Source organism: Desulfobacteraceae bacterium (assembly GCA_022340425.1).
Taxonomy (GTDB): Bacteria; Desulfobacterota; Desulfobacteria; order Desulfobacterales; family JAABRJ01; genus JAABRJ01.
Window position 1 is genome coordinate 1 of the sequence record JAJDNY010000035.1, and the last position, 13,711, is coordinate 13,711.

Below are 13,711 nucleotides of genomic sequence, written 5' to 3' on the forward strand. Positions count from 1 at the left end.
CCCCGAGGATTCGTAACCACAGTGGGCGCAGGTGTATTTTTGGGGGTCGCCGGCCATTTGGAGTGTCCTCCTTTTTGAAGTTTTCATGGGGCCTAAGGACTGCCCGGTTTTACGGTGAATCCGCCGTGTGACAGCCGCGCACCGCACCCTCGGAGCGGTATTTGCGAGTTTGCGGACGGGGCGATGAAGCCGTTTTGGGATGAAGAGGGGAAGTGTGTTTCCGCAGGCTTCAAAGGCCGAGGGCAACTACAGCCCCACACCCTCAATTCTCTGGCCGCACTCGGGGCAGCGGCCTTGCTGCAGCCGGTTGCGGACAGAACCCCTTCCGGATCGCGCGATGACCACCGCTCCGCACCCCGGGCAGGTGGTGTGGGCACCCGCTTCGCCCGGGACGTTGCCTTCGTAGACATGGCGCAGCCCCGCCTGCAGGCCGATTTCGCGCGCGCGCCGCAAGGTGGCCACCGGGGTAGGGGGCACGTCCGTCAACTTATAGGTCGGGTAAAAGGCCGAAACGTGCCAGGGCACCTCCTCGCCGACCCCTTTTACAAAGGCCGCGATCTCCGCCAGCTCCTGCTTACTGTCGTTTAACCCGGGGATCACCAGGGTGGTGACCTCCAGCCAGACGCCTAGCAAGTTCATCAGAGCGATGGTTTCCAGAACCGGTTTCAGTCGGGCGCCGCAGATTTCATGGTAAAATTTTTCCGTAAACGCCTTCAGGTCGATGTTGACGGCATCCAGCAGAGGGGCGATCCGGTGCGCCGCCTCCGCGCTCATATAGCCATTGCTGACAAAGACGTTTTTGATGCCGGCCTGATGGGCCAAAGTGGCCGTGTCGTAGGCAAATTCGAAAAATATGGTGGGTTCGGTATAGGTGTAGGCGATCGAGCTGCAGCCGGCCGCCCGCGCCGCGGCGACGATCTCTGCGGGCGTGCGGTCCTTGCCGCCGATCCGGCCCGACCCCAGGCGGGGAATCTGGGAGATTTCAAAATTCTGGCAATGCCGGCAGTGGAAATTGCACCCCACCGAGCCGATCGAATAGGCCTGGGAGCCCGGCAGGAAGTGGTAGAGCGGTTTTTTCTCGATGGGGTCGACCCGCTCGGCGATGATCTTCCCGTAAACGAGGCTGTAGAGCTTTCCCCCCTGGTTTTGCCGCACCCCGCAAAGTCCCCGTTTGCCCTCGGCGATCCGGCAGCGGTGGTGGCATAGATTGCAGTGGGCCTGGTTTTCGTCCGCGGCTTGATAGAAAAGGGCCTCGTGCATGTTGGCACCTCGCGCCTTGGCGTGACCCTTGATGCGCGCGGAAGCGCGCATCAAGGTGTCGACGCAACCCGTTTTTTCCGCTTGCCGCCCGTGAATTGGCCCCACAGCCGGCCGGCGGCTTCAGGGCCGTATCATGGCGGCGCCGCATTTGGGGCAGCGCGCCTCGAAACAGGGCATGCCCGGGCGGTGGGGCGTCCGTTCGCCGCAGGCCGGGCAGACGCAATCGCCCCCGGGCCCGGCGCCGAAACCACCGCCGCCCCGCCGGCCCCCGCCGCGCCCCATACCGCGACCGCCGCCACGTCCCATGCCGCCGCCGCGGCCCGCAGCCATGGCGGCCGGGCGTCCGCCGCCGGGGGCGGCTGCCGTCGGCCCCGCAGCCGCCTGCAGCCCGCCGCCTTGATGCTGCTGAAGGACCTCGCGCACGGTGCCGGAGGCTCCGGTGTGCACCTGCACCCCGGCCGCCTCCAGCACCTGGGCCGCATTGGGCCCCAGATTGCCGGTCAGGACCACCTTTACACCGGCATTGGCGACGATCTGGGCGGCCTGTACGCCTGCCCCGCCCGTATTTCCGGCGGCCGTGTTTTCAAGCACCTCAAAGCCTTCGGTGGCTGGATCGACAACGATAAAGCACAGGCAGCGCCCGAAGCGCGTGTCAACCTGCGCATCCAGATCGCGTCCCGTCGATGAGATCGCTATTTTCATCATTCTCCTCCTTTTATCAGAACTTCTCGGTTGTGGGGATTTGCTTAAACCCCGGGTCCGGCGCCGCTCCGCTCGTGATCTGCTTCAAAGCCCATCTTCGGCTTGGGTTGTTTCCCCAGGCCGGTTGACGGGCCTTGGGGTCGTATCTTTTAGGCATATACTCATAACTGTACTTTAACGATGTCTCGGCTGATTGCAACCCTTTTCGCACGAAAAAAGTAAATCAGGTGGCATGTCGGCGCGCAATAGCGGTGGGGTGGAGCTCGCGCCTGGTCGTTGCGCCCCCCGATGCCGGGTTCGGATTCGCCGGGGGCATGGCGGCTGTCGGATGTGTCGGCGCCGGTCTGTTGCAGTGGGGGGCAAAAAAAGATAGAGTCCGGCGCAGCTTTCGTATAAAAGCAAATCAAACCGGCCCATCCAAGTTTTTTCTGCGAAAACAGCGCACGGCACGGTAAAATATTTTTTGGGGGGGATCTTGAAAACCTATGATTTTGTTCTGATCGGTGGCGGGATTGTCGGGGTTTCGACCGCCTGGCAGCTGCAGCAGCGCTTCCCGGATGCGGCGATTCTGCTGGTGGAAAAAGAGTCTGGTCTGGCCTGTCACCAGACCGGGCACAACTCCGGCGTCATCCATGCGGGCGTCTACTACCAGCCGGGCAGTCTGAAGGCCGATTTCTGCCGGCGGGGCGCGGCCCAGACCTTCGCCTTCTGCCGCGAGCATCGCCTGCCGGTGGAACGCTGCGGCAAACTGCTGGTGGCCACCGACCCCCGCGAGGTCGCCCGCATGGACGCGCTGGAGGTGCGTTGCCGGCAAAACCGGATCGTAACCCGACGGCTGTCCCAGGCGGAACTGAAGCGCCGGGAGCCGCATATCACCGGCCTGGCCGCCCTGTTCGTGCCGGCCACCGGGATAACCGACTACCGTAAGATCACCGCCAAGATGGCCGCGCTGTTCACCGCCCTGGGGGGCGAAATCAAAGCCGGCCGCCCGGCCCGGGCGCTTCGCGAAAAAGCGGACGGCGTGGCGTTGCGGGTGGGCGATGAGCCCGTTGGCACCCGCTACCTGGTGGCCTGCGGCGGCCTGATGGCGGACCGCCTGGCGCTCCAGATGGGCATCGAGATCGACTTTCGGATCGTGCCCTTCCGCGGGGAGTATTTCCAACTGGCCTCCCGGCACAACCGGATCGTCCGCCACCTGATCTACCCCATTCCCGACCCCGACCTGCCCTTTCTGGGGGTGCACCTGACCCGCATGATCGACGGCGCCGTGACCGTCGGCCCCAACGCCGTTTTGGGCTGGAAGCGCGAAGGCTACGACCGCTTCAACCTGGACCTGGGCGAGAGCCTGGCGATGTTCGGCTTTCCCGGCTTCTGGCGGGTGATCGGGGCCAACCTGGCCTCCGGGGCAGGTGAATTCCGGGATTCCCTCTACAAGCCCGGCTACCTCAAACGGGTGCAAAAATACTGCCCCGAGCTGACCTTGGCCGACCTTCGTCCCTACCCGGCGGGCATCCGGGCCCAGGCGGTGAAACGCGACGGCAGCCTCGTGCACGATTTTCTTTTCGCCGAAAGCACCCGTTCGCTGCACGTCTGCAACGCCCCCTCGCCGGCCGCGACATCGGCCATGCCCATCGGCGCATATCTTTGCGACAAGGTGGCCGCCAAGTTCAAACTGTGACCCAACCGTCGGCTGCCGGGCGCTTCACACGCCCGGCAGCCATGCCAAGGTCCCACCCACGGGCGGGAGGCCGCGGCTTTTCTCTGTGGGGATATGAAACTGACGCCTGAGCAGGAGGCAGTCGTCGCGCGGGACCTGACCCCGGGCGAGGTGCTCAAGGTCATCGCCTTTGCCGGCACCGGCAAAACGACCACTCTGGTCCGCTATGCCGCGGCAAGACCGCGCATGCGCTTTCTTTACGTGGCTTTCAACAAGAGCGTGCAGCTGGAAGCCGCCGCCCGATTCCCCGCCAACGTCGTCTGCAAAACATCCCACGCTCTCGCCTTCGCGCGCTTCGGCGTCAAACACCGGCAACGCCTGGTCCCCGGTTTCAAGGCCAATACGGTCATGCAGGCCCTGGGGCTGGACGGTTACGAGGCGGCCAAGTTCACCATCGATACCCTGATGAACTACCTGCTATCGGCCGATGCCAGGGTCGGCAAGCGCCACATCCCCTTTGTCTGCCGGCAGTACTTCGAGGCCTTGAAGCGCCCCCTGCCGGATGTCGTCGCCCTCGCCAACCGCCTGGGGCGGTTGATGTGCACCGCTGAAAACCCCGAAATCGGGATGCTCCATGACGGCTATCTCAAACTCTTCCAGCTCTCCCGCCCACGCCTGGGCTACGACTGCATCCTCTTGGACGAGGCCCAGGACATCAACCCCGTGACGGCCGAGGTGATCCTCTCCCAGCCGGAGACGCCCAAGATCCTGGTGGGCGACCCGAATCAGCAGATCTATAGTTTCCGCGGGGCGCAAAACAGCCTGGCACGGGTGAAATCCAGCGAAACCCTCTATCTGACCGGCAGTTTCCGGTTTCACGCCAAGATCGCTGCCGTGGCCAACCTGGTGCTGAGGCAGTTCAAGGGGGAGCAAAAGAAGCTAAGGGGACTGCGAAAAAAGCGGGCAGTCGGAAACGGCGGCCCCAGAACCGTGGTTGCGCGCACCAACGCCAAGGTCTTCGAAGAGGCCGCGGCGCAGACCCGCAGGGGCAAAAGAGTCGGGTTCGTGGGAGGGATCGGCGGGTACCGCTTCAACCGCCTGCTGGACGTCTATCGTCTCTTCCAGGGGGCACCGCACCGGATTCGCGACCCCTATATCCGCAGCTTTCCGTCCTTCGGGGAGTTGGAGGCCTACGCCCGGGCGGTGGAGGACCTTGAAGCCATGAGCCTCTGCAAGGTGGTCCAGAACCACCGCCATCAGATCCCGCTGCGGGTCCGGGCGATCACCGAGAGGGCCGTCGATGAAAAACAGGCCGAAGTCGTCCTGACCACCGCCCACAAGGCCAAGGGGCTGGAATGGCCGGATGTCACCCTCGCCGACGATTTTCCGGATCTCGTGGTGGGCGGGGAGCCGATTTCAAAGGATGATTTGGAGGCCGACGAGTTCAACCTGATCTACGTCAGCCTGACCCGGGCCATGGACCATCTGCGCCTGGCGCCGGGCTGCAGCTTGCAGGCGCTGCTGGCCTATGTCCGGCAGCAGGAGGCGTCCGAGCCTCCCCCGCCTGAGGGCTAAAACGTCCCCACAGCCGCTTAAATTGTTTTGTACCGCGACCCTCACACCGCCGGCGGGGTCCGGCCGAGGGCGCGCCGGGCTTTCCAGCCGTAGAGAAAACCGAAAAGGCCGAAGATGATCCCCAGGCCGCCGATCATGGACGGGACCCGGCTTCCGGCCGCGGGGGGCGGGGGTGATTCCGGTGCTGCCTGGGACGCGGCCTGTCCACCGGTTTCAGGGACGTCGATTTTCAGGGCCAGCCGATGGCCCATGCCGTCGCTGACCACCGCCTCCCACACGCCGGGCCGGTCCGGAAGAAAAAGCATGACGCCGTTGCGGTCGGTGCGGCCGCTCTGAAAGGCGATTTTCTCGCCGGCGGCCCTGATCTCCACGGCCGCGTAGCTCATGGGTTCGCCGTCGTCGTAGACCGCCGTGACCTGGTAGCCCCGGCCCGGCGCGATGCGGCCCTCCACGCCGTGGCCGAAGGCCGGCGCGGCGCCGGCGGCGATGAGCACGGCAATCAGCGGGGCTACAAAGAGGCGCATCGTTTTTGTGCCTTTCCGGCCTCGCCGGAGCTGAAAGATGAAAGTGGAAAGATGAAAGGGTGCCATCATGGGGTTTCCTCAGGCTTTAAGGGCCTCGGCAAGAAATAATTCCACATGGCTTGTTTTTTGGCCCGTCACCGGCGTTACATCCGCCGGCCCATATCCCGATATGCACCGGCGAATGTGCCTTGGTGGCGAACCAAAATCAGGCGCCATATTGTGGAATTATTTATTGCCGCAACCCTGATGCGGACGGTTGATCTCCGTATTCAGGTGACTGATCGCGCCGCCGGGCAAAGAGGTAGAAAACCGCCAGACCCGCGGCGATGGTGGCCAGGCCGAAGAGCGCGGCCACGGGCCGCCCGCGGATGGAGAAGATGATAATCCAGGTGTTGCCCAGGATGAACAGCATCGGTGTGACGGGATAGCCCGGCGTACGGTAGGCGGGCCCGTCGATGCCCGTCCGGCGGCGCACGCGCATGAGGCCGATCACCGTGAGCATGGCGCACAGCGAGAGGGTGAAGCCGATGTAGATCAGCAAGGTGTCGAAAGAGGCCGACAGCACCATGACGATGGCCAGTCCCGCTTGCAGGCCGATGGAAGCGGCCGGCGTGCGACGCGCCGGGTTCAAGCGGCCGAAGAGGCTGAAGAAAAGGCCGTCCCGGGACATGGCGTAGTAGATCCGCGGACCGGTCAGGATCATGGCGCTGAGAAGCGAGAACAGACCCAGGGCCACGGCTGCGCTGAAAAAGCGGCTGACGCCGGCACCAAAGAGGGCAGTGGCCGACACCGCCCCGACCTCCAGCACCCCGGCCATCCGGTCCATGGGCAGGGCCTGGATGTAGACGGCATTGAGCAGCAGGTAAAAGCAGACCACCACGGCCGTGCCCAGGACCAGGGCCAGGGGTATGGTGCGTTGGGGCGCGGTGATCTCGGCGCCCAGGTAGGCCGCTGCGTTCCAGCCGCTGTAAGCGAACGAGACGAAGGTCAGGGAGACGGCGAACTTTTCGGCGCTCAACGGCCCGGCGGCGGGTGCGCTGAAGTGGGCCGCATCCCCCTTGCCCCACAGCCACGCGGCCAGAACGAAGAGGACGATCAGGGCGATCTTGAACACCGTCAGGCCGTTCTGGATATGGCTGCCCATCTGCAGGCTGTGCATGTGGATCAGGGAGAAAACCACGATGGCCGCGACGGCCGTCAGGGTCAGCGGTGAGAGGGTGGCCAGCTTCACACCCCAAAGGGAGAGGATCAGCGGCTCGCCCGCGGCGATGGCAAAGGCCTGGAAAAGGTAGGTGGCCAGGGCGATGGCCGCCGCGGCGATAGGCGCCGAAAAGCCGACGATCAGGGAGATCCAGCCGGACAGGAAGGCCAGGGGCCGGCCGAAACTCTCCCTGAGAAACACATATTCGCCGCCGGCCCGGGGAAAGCGCGCCCCCAGTTCGCCGTAGCACAAAGCCCCGCAGAGGGCGAAGAGGCCGCCAAAGAGCCAGCAGAGCAGCAGGGCCCGGGGGGAGCCCAACTCCTCCAGGATGAAACCCGAGGTGGTGAAGATGCCGGTTCCGACCATGTTGGCGATCACCAGGATGGTGGCGGAAAAGAGGCCCAGCTCCCGGCGCAGGTCGCCGGTGTTGGGGGCGCTTTCCATTTTCACCTTACTTCCATGGCATAGGTCACGGTGTACATGGCCTCGTCACAGGTTTCCGGATCGGGATAGGCCGGTCTGTGGGAGAGGATGACCAGCCAGTGGCCGGGGCGGTCCGGCTCGAATTCCACCCGTCCCTGGGCGTCGGTCCGGGTTTCCACGGGGTAGCGCTTGATGCCGTGCTGCTTCTCGGCGCTGGCCGGATCTTCGCTTTTGGGCTCCTGGTAACCGGCATAGACCGCCTTCACCTTGGCGTCGGCCAGTGGGTTTCCCTGGTAGCGCACCTGGGCCGCGAAGGTCTCGCCGGCCTTGAGTTCCCGGGGATCTGCGGCCGGAATCAGCTCCAAGGCTTGACCCGCGGCGGCATCGAAACCATCGGCCAGGTCGCCGGCGAGCAGCACGGTCTTGGCCTCGATTTGAAAGCTGGTGCATTTGACGGCGTTTTCAACCTCTTGCTTGTGGCCCCATTTGCGACCCTCGGGGGTCATGCTGAAAAAGCCCGGTTTGATGCGGGCCGTGACGATGTAGGCCCCCGCCTTTTCGATTTTCAGGCGATAGCGGTCCACGGCCGCTTTTTCCAGTTGAACCCCGGCGCCGTCGGGGTCCAGGGCCTGAATCGCTTCCACCCGGTCCGGTTTGACCTCCTCGTGGGTGCGGCTGGCCGGAAATTCATGCCCCCAGCCGATGCCGATCTCCACGGTGTCGCCCACGGCCGGGTGGGTGTCCATGGGGTTGAGCCAGAGCATGTGGGCCCCGGCGGGAGCGGCGGCCAGGGCCAGAAACAGGATCAGCGCTACACAGACGATATGCTTTTTCATTTGTTCCCCTTTCTTTCCGAAGGTGCAAATTTTGACGGACCGGTAAGTAAAAAACCAGACGGTTCCGAAAAAAGAGTTCTACCCCGCCGTGCTGCGGTGTTTTGGCAGAAAAGAACCTTTACGGGTACCCTGGGGATAGGTCGGGCTTCACAACTCCCCTTGCTGTTTGTTCATTTTCTTTTGCGGAAAAGAAAACGAACCAAAAGAAACCGCCCGTGTCCCGGGGCCCTGCGGGCTGCCCTGCGCTTCTCTCAGCCGGCGGGCCCTGTGGAACTCGCTGGCGCTCAGACAGCCACAGGACCTTTGTCGCCGGCTGCTGCGATGCTCGGCCCGGGACGATGGGACATAAATCGCCGGCCTCAACAAGCGTTTGAGATAAGGCTGCGGTCTTCGAAAAAACCCCATACCCGCGTAAATTAGCGGTTGAGTTCTATAGAAGTTCAATTTACGGCCCGCAAATCTCGAGGTGTGAGGCGTACTGATGTATGCCGCAGCGACTTCGAGATGCAGCGCAACGCAGAAATTGGCCTCTCCCCTGCGAGCGGATGGCGCAACGAGGGCCTAATACGCTACCCGACCCCCGTCGGACAGAAAGTCGCCGACGTAGAGCAGGTACTCGAAGGGCAGCTTGCCCGCGCCCACCTCTTCGAGGATGGTGCCCAGGGTGCCGCGGGTGACTTTCTCCTTCTCGGCGTAGCCGGCGTGGGAAACGATGGCCACGGGCGTTTCGCCCGGGTAGCGCTGGGCCAGGCTGTCCACGAAATGCTTGAACTCCCTGCGCATGGTGAACAGCACCATGGTGGCCTGGTGCACGGCCATTTCCCCCACGGACCAGCCCGAGGCCAGCAGCACCGAGTGGCTGTTCCTGCCCTCGGTGACCCCGGCCTGCAGGGCGGCGTTGGCCACGTTGAAACTGCTCAGGCCGGGAATCACCTCGGTCTCCAGGTCCTTCAGCGCCGTCAGGCTCCACGAGCAGGGGCCGTAGATCAGCGGGTCGCCGTTGTCGAGCATGGCCACTGTCTGGCCCTGGGCCACGGCGGCGCGCACGATACCCTCGAACTCCGCCTGCTTCTGGTGGTATTCTTCACAGCTCATGCGTTCATTGGCCCGTTCGGCCTCCGTCAGCTGGTCGCAGTCTTTGCCGTAAAAGGGGAAGAGCCGGCCGAAGCCATCCAAGACCTTTTTGCCCGTCAGCAGCGATGCGTAACGCTCCTGGTATTTTTGGCTGGCGAAGAGCAAGTCGGCCTTTTGGATGACTTCCAAAGCCCGCAGGGTGACCAAATCGGGGTCGCCCGGACCCATGCCCACCAGGTAGTATTTGCCCGGGCCGGAGGCGGCGGCCTTGGCCGGCGCGCTCGGAATTTGGGCCAGGGCCTTGCCCACATAGACCAGGGACATGTCGGCATCCACCCCGCCGAGCTTGTCGCCGATGTCGGCCAACATGCCCGGGATCACCTTCTGGCGCTCGGTCTGCCCGGCGTGGCTGACAATCGCGACCGGCGTTTCGGGCGGATAGGCGGCCGAGAGGCGCTTGAAAAGGGCCGGCAGGTCCCTGGGCATGAAGACCACCAGGGTGGCCCGTTCATGGACGGCCAGTTGCTCGATGGTGTCGGGGCGACCCTCATGCTGGAAGGGCGCCGTGATGATCACCTCTCCCAGGCCGACTTTCTGGGCGGCGTTGGCCGCGTTGAAACTGCTGAGTCCGGGCACCACCGTGGGGTTCAAATCGGCCAGGGCCTTGATCGTCCACATATCCGGGCCGTAAATGGTGGGGTCACCGGCGCTGAGCATGACCACGTGCCGGCCGCCCTGGACCGCTTCGCGCACCAGGGCGACAAATTCGTTCTGCTTCTGGTGGAACTCCTCACAGCTTCGGCCACGCCAGACCCGCTCGGCCGCGGGCACCTGGGCGCAATCGCGGCCGAAGAAGCGGAAGAGCACGCCGAAGCCCTCACGCACCTGCTTGTCCTTGAAATCCACCAGGGATGCCAGTTTTTCCCGGCTTCCGGGGGTGCAGAAAATCAGGTCGGCCTTTTGGATGGCGGACAAGGCCCGCCCGGTGAGCAGGTCGCTGTCGCCGGGGCCGATACCGACCAGGGTGTAGCTGCCCGGCACGGCGGCGGTCGCGGGACCGGCTAGGATTTGGGCCGCGACGGCGATCAGCAGCAGGGTCAGGCCGAGGGTTGACAAAGCATGGGGCCAGGGGAACCATTTGCGCATAATTTTATCTCCTTTATCAGAGCGCTTGTGGCGAAGTTCAGGGCGTTCCGTATTCATCCGGTGTCACGCGCCTTCGGTTTCGGCCATCCCCCCGGGGCTCCAGGCCCAAGATCGGTGCGATGCGCTGGAAATCGAGGTTTGCGAGCCGGGCGCGGTAATCCGCATGGTGCTTTTCAAAAACGTCGGACAGCGGCGTCACGGCGATGTCTCCTTCTGCGAGTCGGCCGCCTGACGGCGGGCCAATTCCAGAACCGACCGGCTTTCATCATTCCGGGGCCATTGTTGCAGGGCTTTCGTCAGTTGGACATGGGCTTCCCGGTGCCGGCCCTGCCGCAGGAGGGCGATGCCCAACTCCCCCCGGATCTCGGGATCGTCGGGGGATAGGTCCAGGGCCTTCCCGAGGGCCGTCACGGCCGGGCCCGAAGCGCCCCGGCGCTGCTCCACCATCCCCAGGAATTTAAAGGCCGCGGCATTGTGCGGGGCCAGTTCCGCGGCCCGGGCCAGGTGGCGGGCCGCTTGGTCCAGGTCGCCGTCGGAGGCCAGCAGAAGGCCCAGGGCCATCCGGGCGGAGGCGTGGTCCGGTTCCAGATCGAGGGCGGTTTGCAGATGCTCTCCTCCTTCGGCGCTGCGGTCGGCCGCCGTCAGGGCCACCCCGAGGTTGTAGTGGTCCATGGCGCGGGATACTCCGGTCTGGAGCTGGCGGGCGATGGCCTCGGCCTGGATGCCCGCGCAGTAAATCTTGAGGTCCGCATCCCCGAAGACGCTGTAGGCGGGAACCAGGACCCGTCGGCAGTAGTTGGTAACGATTTCCCGGTAGCGCTCCTTCTGGCTGGGGTCCAGCGCCGCCGGGGAGAGGACGTTGAACATGGGCACGTTGGCGGAGGCGCTGAAGGCCACCAGATCCAGCAGGGTATCGGGATCGCTGCGGGCTTCGCGCAGGGACCGGGTGGCGGTTGTGAGGCGGCGGCGGTCGGCCGCGGCCTGGTCGATGTCCAGAGTGCCGCTGTAAAGGGTTCGGGGAGCCGCGAATTCCAGGAGCGGCCGGTCGTCGGTGTGCAGGGGGCCGGTGCCGAAGAGCGCTCCGAGGTCCTCGGTCAACACGAGATGAACCAGAAAATCCGTCGCCGGGAAGACCACGTTGCGGGACCTTTGGGCATAGACCTGGCGGTCGCGGGCCGCCTGCCAGTCGAAGCCCCCCCCGTCCCGGAAGCCCAGCAGGAGGTAGTCCACCGGGCCGATTTTTACCAGCGCGCCCTCGGGGAAGACGGCGGTGAAGGTGCGGCCCAGGAGGGCGAAGGTGTCCCAATCCATTTCATAGGACTGGATCCACTGTGCGAAAAGCCCGCCGGGGTTCAGGCGTTCGCGCACCAGGCGGAAGAATTCAAGGGAGTAGAGGTTGGCCAGGCCGGCCATCCAGGGATTGGAGGGTTCCGAGATGATCACGTCGTAGGCGGCCCGGGTGATGGCCAGATGGTTGCGGCCGTCCTGGACGATGAGCCGGGTGCGGGGGTCCTCCAGGCAGTCGTTGTTCCAGGGGCCGAAGAACCGGCGGCAGGCGGCCGCCACCTGGGCATTGATTTCCACCACGTCCAGCTTGCGGACAGGGTAGAGCAGGACTTCTCCCGGGGTCATGCCGCTGGCCAGACCCAGGACCATGACGTCCCGGGCCCCGGGATGGAACAGCAGCGGGATGTGCGCCGACAAGGCCTGGGTGGAGCGGTCGCCGTGGGAGGAGGCATCCGCCTTGCCGCTGTTGAAAAGGGCGTACTCCGCAATTCCCAGGCTGGTGATCTCTTTTTCGACGGTGGTAAAACCGGCCATGCCCTCCGCCTGGAAGACGACTTCCAGGCCCCCGCGCTGCGCGGCGATCCGTTCGGCGCCGTGCCGCAGGGCTTCGATCCAGCCGGTCTGCTCCAAAACGTGGGCGAAGGTTCCGAAATCGCGGTACCACCCCCGGGAGAGCAGGTCGGTGCGCCAGGAGGGGTAGGGCAGGAGGAACAGGCCGGCGGCCAGCAGCAGGGAGGCCGCGACCAGTCGTTTGGCGGCCGCGAAGCGTCCGAACCGGCCCCCGTGGAGCAGGGCCAGACCGGCAATGCCGAACTGCGCCAGGCTGACCAGACGCAGGCCGTCGGCCACGCCCAGCCAGGGGATCAGCACGAAGCCGGCCGCAAAGGAGCCGGCGATGGCGCCCAGGGTGTTGACGGCATAGGCCGTTCCCAGGGTCCGGCCCATGGCGGCCATGGAACGGATCACCAGGCGGTTCACCAGCGGAAACGTGGCCCCCAGGAGGATCGTCGGGATCACCAGGACGGCGAAGATGACCAGGGACTGGGTCAGCATCAGGTGGGGGAACCGGTCCTGGTGAATGTAGATCAGTTTGGCGAAGAACAACTGGCTGTTGCCCAGGGTCTGGCTGACCAGCAGGGCGGCGGTCGCCGCCGCCAGCTGACTGCCCGTCAGCAGAGTGAAAACGGCCGCGCTGCGGTCGGCCGCCCGGCGCAGCAGCAGACTCCCCAGGGCCAGCCCGACGATGAAGGTGGTCACCACCAGGGTGAAACTGTAGGTGGTGGGGCCGGCGATGAGGCCCAGCAGGCGGGTCCAGAGGACCTCGTAGGCCATGGCGCAAAAACCGGAGACGGCGAAGATCGCCAGACCCCAGCGCATTTGGCGGTGCATGCCGTCGGTGGGCCCGGATGCCGGCGGTGCGGGGATCGAAGGGGTTTTGCGCTGCGATCGGGCTTTGGGCGCTGCCGCTTCAGCGGCCAGCCGCCGGGCGACCCCCAGGCAGGCACCCCCGATGAGGAAATTCAGCGCGGCGAAGAGCCCCAGGGTCGGCCAAACCCCCAGCCGGGGGATGAGGACCAATCCGCACAGCGCCACACCGAGGGCCGCCCCGGCCGTGTTCAGCCCATAGAGCCAGCCGGTGCGGCGTCCCAGGTGGTCCAGGCGTCGGACGTAGAAGCGGCAGAGGACCGGCAGGGTGGCGCCCATCAGGGCTGCGGGCGGGATCAGGACCAGGGCAGGGCGCACCCCACCAGGGCCGCCGCCTGGTGGCACCAGAAATGCTCCAGCAGGGGGTCGTAGAACGCCCGGTAGACCGGCCGGGCGGCGGCCATGGCAAAGGGCACGGCCAGCGCCAGCGCGCCGATGCCCAGTTCGAGCTTGCCGTAGAGCGCCAGCAGCGTCGCCCGGCCGGGCCGCCGGTCGATGGCCCGGCCGGCGCGCCAGCTTCCCAGGGCCAGGCCGGCCATGAAGACCGACAGCACCGCGGCCACGGCGAAGGGGGCGCCCCCGATGACCTTGTCGATCAAGC

Annotated in this window: 10 protein-coding genes; 2 read left to right on the forward strand and 8 right to left on the reverse strand. The window is 65.2% G+C overall.

The window, feature by feature from the left end; translation table 11 throughout:
* Positions 1-246: 246 nt before the first annotated feature.
* Together amrS and LJE63_03450 are read right to left on the reverse strand one after the other, a co-directional pair.
* Positions 247-1,260: an AmmeMemoRadiSam system radical SAM enzyme gene (gene amrS, locus LJE63_03445; GenBank protein ID MCG6905657.1), complete on the reverse strand. Its 1,014-nt coding sequence runs from the start codon at positions 1,258-1,260 to the stop codon at positions 247-249.
* A 120-nt stretch (positions 1,261-1,380) separates the two neighbouring features.
* The gene (locus LJE63_03450) at positions 1,381-1,962 is read right to left on the reverse strand and encodes a NifB/NifX family molybdenum-iron cluster-binding protein (protein MCG6905658.1); all 582 of its coding nucleotides are present in this window, start codon (positions 1,960-1,962) and stop codon (positions 1,381-1,383) included.
* 475 nt (positions 1,963-2,437) lie between these two features.
* Here LJE63_03450 and lhgO point away from each other — a divergent pair, with 475 nt between their 5' ends.
* A complete protein-coding gene (lhgO, locus tag LJE63_03455) occupies positions 2,438-3,640 on the forward strand; it encodes an L-2-hydroxyglutarate oxidase (protein MCG6905659.1) in 1,203 nt (400 codons plus the stop codon).
* A 93-nt stretch (positions 3,641-3,733) separates the two neighbouring features.
* On the forward strand, positions 3,734-5,194 hold the full coding sequence (locus LJE63_03460; GenBank protein MCG6905660.1) for a UvrD-helicase domain-containing protein: 1,461 nt from the start codon (positions 3,734-3,736) through the stop codon (positions 5,192-5,194).
* A gap of 41 nt (positions 5,195-5,235) precedes the next feature.
* On the opposite strand, the gene LJE63_03465 is transcribed toward LJE63_03460, so the two are convergent.
* From LJE63_03465 to LJE63_03490, 6 genes are all read right to left on the reverse strand, one after another.
* The gene (locus tag LJE63_03465; protein ID MCG6905661.1) at positions 5,236-5,718 is read right to left on the reverse strand and encodes a hypothetical protein; all 483 of its coding nucleotides are present in this window, start codon (positions 5,716-5,718) and stop codon (positions 5,236-5,238) included.
* A gap of 229 nt (positions 5,719-5,947) precedes the next feature.
* Positions 5,948-7,363, reverse strand: coding sequence for an amino acid permease (locus LJE63_03470; GenBank protein ID MCG6905662.1), 1,416 nt, complete (start codon positions 7,361-7,363; stop codon positions 5,948-5,950).
* A 2-nt stretch (positions 7,364-7,365) separates the two neighbouring features.
* Positions 7,366-8,178: a DUF4198 domain-containing protein gene (locus tag LJE63_03475; GenBank protein MCG6905663.1), complete on the reverse strand. Its 813-nt coding sequence runs from the start codon at positions 8,176-8,178 to the stop codon at positions 7,366-7,368.
* A gap of 561 nt (positions 8,179-8,739) precedes the next feature.
* The gene (locus tag LJE63_03480; protein MCG6905664.1) at positions 8,740-10,398 is read right to left on the reverse strand and encodes a hypothetical protein; all 1,659 of its coding nucleotides are present in this window, start codon (positions 10,396-10,398) and stop codon (positions 8,740-8,742) included.
* Between the two features lie 195 nt (positions 10,399-10,593).
* Positions 10,594-13,428, reverse strand: coding sequence for a fused MFS/spermidine synthase (locus LJE63_03485; GenBank protein ID MCG6905665.1), 2,835 nt, complete (start codon positions 13,426-13,428; stop codon positions 10,594-10,596).
* A partial coding sequence (locus LJE63_03490) for a hypothetical protein (protein ID MCG6905666.1) occupies positions 13,407-13,711 on the reverse strand: 305 nt, incomplete at its 5' end. The genes LJE63_03490 and LJE63_03485, both read right to left, overlap by 22 nt.